Source organism: Microbacterium sp. CCH5-D1 (genome assembly GCF_001557335.1).
Classification (GTDB): Bacteria; Actinomycetota; Actinomycetes; order Actinomycetales; family Microbacteriaceae; genus Microbacterium; species Microbacterium oxydans.
Genome location: NZ_LSJW01000178.1, coordinates 1 through 4,056, shown reverse-complemented (window position 1 = coordinate 4,056; position 4,056 = coordinate 1). Strand labels below are relative to the sequence as shown.

Sequence of the window (4,056 nt, the reverse complement as noted above, 5' to 3'; positions counted from 1 at the left end):
GGGGTAGAGTTGTCGGGAACCGAAGACCGCTGGTCATCGTGTGCGCGTGAGTGCACAGGATCGAAGCTCTGCATCGCAGGGGCCCGCGCAGGACACGAACTTTCCAAAGCTCCGTGCGCTTGCGCCGGAGCTTTTCTCTTTGCAGGTGGTCCAGGTCGGCGCCTCACCACCGTGCGGCGCCTCGTACACACCAAGGAGTGACCATGGCGCAGAAGGATGCATCGGTCGCCGAGCTCACGAAGTCATTCGAGAACTCGACTGCCGTTCTGCTGACCGAGTACCGCGGTCTGACGGTTGCCCAGCTCAAGGAGCTGCGCAACAGCATCCGTCAGGACGCTGAGTACGCCGTGGTGAAGAACACGCTGACCAAGATCGCCGCCAACAAGGCTGGCATCTCCGCGCTGGACGACGACCTCAAGGGTCCGTCGGCCGTCGCGTTCGTGCACGGTGACTTCGTCGCCACCGCCAAGGCTCTGCGTGACTTCGCCAAGGCCAACCCGCTTCTCGTGATCAAGTCCGGCATCTTCGAGGGCAACGCCCTCACCGCGGACGAGGTCAACAAGTACGCCGCGCTGGAGAGCCGTGAGGTTCTGCTGGCGAAGGCTGCGGGCATGATGAAGGCGACGATGGGCAAGGCTGCGGCCACCATCGATGCTCTTCGCGAAAAGCTGGAGACCGCAGAGGCCGCGTAAGCGACCGGCGATCTCGTCTACAAACCCCATCTATCTAGGAGATACATCATGGCGAAGCTTTCCACCGAGGAACTGCTCGAGCAGTTCGCCGGCCTGACCCTCATCGAGCTCAACGAGTTCGTGAAGGCGTTCGAGGAGAAGTTCGAGGTCACCGCTGCTGCTCCCGTCGCCGTCGCCGGTGCTGCGGGTGGCGCAGGCGCTGCTGAGGCTGAGGAAGAGAAGGACTCCTTCGACGTCATCCTCGAGGCCGCTGGCGACAAGAAGATCCAGGTCATCAAGACCGTCCGCGAGCTCACCTCGCTGGGTCTCGGCGAGGCCAAGGCTGTCGTCGACGGTGCCCCGAAGGCCGTCCTTGAGGGCGCCAACAAGGAGACCGCCGACAAGGCCAAGGCTGCTCTCGAAGAGGCAGGCGCAACGGTTACCCTCAAGTAATCGCGACGCTCACGCGTTTCTGATCGAAGGCCCCGGGTTCGCCCGGGGCCTTCGTGCGTGCCCGGGGCGTTCCCGATGTTCCAGGCGTCCCAGACTGCTCGCGCCGACGGCACCGAGGGATGCCGGCAACGGCACCGCCGCCGGCATCCCGGAATGTTGCGAGCTCAGCGCGGGGGAGCAGTAGAGCTGCGAACCACGAGGGCGGATGCGGCGTCGACGCGCTCGAGCGGAGCGTCCGGGTCCTCCATCTGCTGCGTCAGGAGGCGCACGGCCTCATGGCCCTGGTCGCGCGGCGACTGGCCGATCGTGGTCAGCGCGAACATGTCCGCGTGCTCGTGATCGTCGACTCCGACGACGCTGAGCTCCGTCGGAACGGCGATCCCCAGACGTCTGGCCGCGATGATCGCGCCGATCGCGGCCTCGTCGCACACTCCGACGATCGCGGTCGGGCGTCGGCGTCTGTCGCCGAGCAGTCCGGCCGCAGCCGTATAGCCGCCGGGCATGGTCGGGGCCGCGCCGGCGATGCGGGCGTGCGCCGAGAGACCAGCGGCCCGCAGGGCGCCACGATAGCCGTCGAGTCGCTGTGCATCGCCGAAGCTCAGCTCCGCGGCATCCGTCGATCCGCCGACGAAGGCGATGTCGGTGTGCCCGAGCTCGATGAGATGCTCGGTGGCGATACGCGCGGCGGCGGTGTCGTCGATGGACACGGCGCTCGACCCCTCGCTGTAGGGCCCCACGCTGACGAGGGGGCGCCCCGCCTGCTGCAGTCGCTCGAGTTCACGGGCGCTCGGTTGGATGCCGACCGCGATGATGCCGTCGAAGCGGCGCCCGGGGAGGATGCTCTCGAACAGCCGCTCCCTGGTCTTCGAGCCCTCGGGCACGCCGTACAGCGACAGGTCGTAGTCCAGAGCGAAGAGCGACTCCTGCACTCCGGCGAGCAGTTCGGCGAAGAACCATCGGTCCACCGGGGGCATGACCACTCCCACGGTGCGGGTGCGCCCCGTCGCCAGGCTTGTCGCGGACGAATGGGCGACGTAGGAGAGTTCGCGCGCAGCGTCCGCGACGCGCTGCCTGGTCGCTGTCGACACGTACCCACGGCCGCTCAGGGCGCGGCTCGCGGTGGCCTTCGACACGCCAGCACGTGACGCGACGTCCGCGATCGTGCTCATCGGTCCTCCTCGACCTGATCACGCGGCTGCGTGGACCCGGCGCAGGGTGCGCGCCGCGTCACAGCGTAGCCGCCGGCACGCGAAAAAGGAACCGGTTCCAGGCGTTCGGCGAGGGAGCGCTCCCATGTGTGTGATGCGAGCACCGCGAATGGTTGCGAGCTTGTGACCCTAGCGTGTTGTGCGGTGATGCTGATCGCCAGTAGGTTGGCCTGGAATCGGTTCCCTAACGATGCCCCGGGGTGGCGTCGCACCAGTCGGGAACCTGTACTCGAAGAGGAGAATTCACATGACTCTGTCACAGCGTTCCCGGCGTTACGCGCCGCTCGCCCTGCTGGGGGTCGCGGGCATCGCGCTCGCCGGATGCGGGGCTCCCGGTGGAGCACCGAGCACCGGCGGAGGAGACGGAGGCGACGCCACCGTCACGATCTACGGCACGATCGTCGACGATGAGGCGAAGCTCCTCCAGGAGTCCTGGAAGGACTGGGCCGACGAGAACGGCATCACGATCAAGTACGAGGGCAGCCAGGACTTCGAGACGCAGCTCGGCACCCGCGCACAGGGCGGCAACCCGCCGGACATCGCGATCTTCCCGCAGCCGGGCCTGTTCGCCGACTTCGCCAACCGCGACTACCTGAAGCCCGCTCCGGAAGCGGTCGAGAAGAACGCCAACGAGTACTGGACCGAGGACTGGGTCAACTACGGCACGGTCGACGGCACCTTCTACGGCGCTCCGCTCATGGCCAACGTCAAGGGGTGGATCTGGTACTCGCCTGCGAAGTTCAAGGAATGGGGCGTCGAGGTTCCGACCACGCTCGATGAGATGAGCGCCCTCACCGACAAGATCCAGGCTGCGACGGGCACGCCCGCCTGGTGCGCCGGCTTCGAGTCGGGCACCGCGACCGGATGGCCGGGAACGGACTGGGTCGAGGACTACGTGCTGCGTCAGTCCGGTCCGGAGGTCTACGACCAGTGGGTCACCAACGAGGTCAAGTTCACCGACCCGCAGATCAAGCAGGCGTTCGACTCGGTCGGCGAGGTCCTGCTGAACCCGGCCAACGTCAACGCCGGCTTCGGTGACGTCCGCTCGATCAACTCCACCGCGTTCGGTGACGTCGCTCCCAAGCTCGCCGCCGGCGAGTGCGCGCTGACGCACCAGGCCTCGTTCCTCTCGGGCTTCTTCCCCGACGGCACGACGGTCGCGGAGGACGGCGACGTCTGGGCGTTCATGCTCCCGGGTGAGAGCGCCGACGACAAGGCCGTGACCGGTGCCGGTGAGATCGTCGGAGCGTTCACCGACTCCGAGGCCACCCAGAAGGTGCTCGAGTACCTCTCGAGCCCTGAGTGGGCGAACAGCCGCGTCAGCCTCGGCGGCGTGACCTCGGCCAACAACGGCCTCGACCCGGCGAACGCGAAGGACCCGATCCTGCAGGAGACCATCAAGATCCTTCAGGACCCGGACACCACCTTCCGCTTCGACGCGTCCGACCTGATGCCGGGTGCCGTCGGCGCCGGCACGTTCTGGAAGGGCATCGTGGCCTGGGTCAACGGCACGCCGACGGACGACGTCCTCACGCAGATCCAGACGGGCTGGCCCGCCAGCTGATAGACGAGGAGGGCTGCCCTCTGGGAGGCAGCCCTCCTCATCTCTCGACGCCGCACGCCGATGCGCGGTCGTCGTTACGCTCCGCGTGATGAAGGGGAATCCGTGAACGCGACTATTTTCTTCCAGTGGATCGGCTCGCTCCCGCCGATCCTGCAGGCGG

General features: G+C 67.1%; 4 protein-coding genes. 3 read left to right on the top strand and 1 reads right to left on the bottom strand.

Annotated elements, in window-relative coordinates:
• Positions 1-203: 203 nt before the first annotated feature.
• Both rplJ and rplL read left to right on the top strand, forming a co-directional pair.
• Positions 204-692, top strand: a complete 489-nt coding sequence (rplJ, locus tag AX744_RS10960; RefSeq protein WP_017829129.1) for a 50S ribosomal protein L10 — start codon at positions 204-206, stop codon at positions 690-692.
• A 48-nt stretch (positions 693-740) separates the two neighbouring features.
• Positions 741-1,124: a 50S ribosomal protein L7/L12 gene (gene rplL, locus AX744_RS10955; protein WP_046747880.1), complete on the top strand. Its 384-nt coding sequence runs from the start codon at positions 741-743 to the stop codon at positions 1,122-1,124.
• 164 nt (positions 1,125-1,288) lie between these two features.
• Here rplL and AX744_RS10950 read toward each other — a convergent pair whose 3' ends face one another.
• Complete coding sequence (locus AX744_RS10950) at positions 1,289-2,293, bottom strand: LacI family DNA-binding transcriptional regulator (protein WP_046747881.1); 1,005 nt, start codon at positions 2,291-2,293, stop codon at positions 1,289-1,291.
• 286 nt (positions 2,294-2,579) lie between these two features.
• On the opposite strand from AX744_RS10950, the gene AX744_RS10945 reads away from it, so the two are divergent.
• Positions 2,580-3,896 carry an ABC transporter substrate-binding protein gene (locus AX744_RS10945; protein ID WP_046747882.1) on the top strand — a complete coding sequence of 439 codons (1,317 nt, stop codon included), beginning with the start codon at positions 2,580-2,582 and terminating at the stop codon, positions 3,894-3,896.
• Positions 3,897-4,056 lie beyond the last annotated feature (160 nt).

Bases quoted from the DNA above. Each gene is read 5' to 3' on its own strand.
- rplJ (WP_017829129.1), top strand. From the start codon at position 204: ATGGCGCAGAAGGATGCATCGGTCGCCGAGCTCACGAAGTCATTCGAG.
- rplL (WP_046747880.1), top strand. From the start codon at position 741: ATGGCGAAGCTTTCCACCGAGGAACTGCTCGAGCAGTTCGCCGGCCTG.
- AX744_RS10950 (WP_046747881.1), bottom strand. From the start codon at position 2,293: ATGAGCACGATCGCGGACGTCGCGTCACGTGCTGGCGTGTCGAAGGCC.
- AX744_RS10945 (WP_046747882.1), top strand. From the start codon at position 2,580: ATGACTCTGTCACAGCGTTCCCGGCGTTACGCGCCGCTCGCCCTGCTG.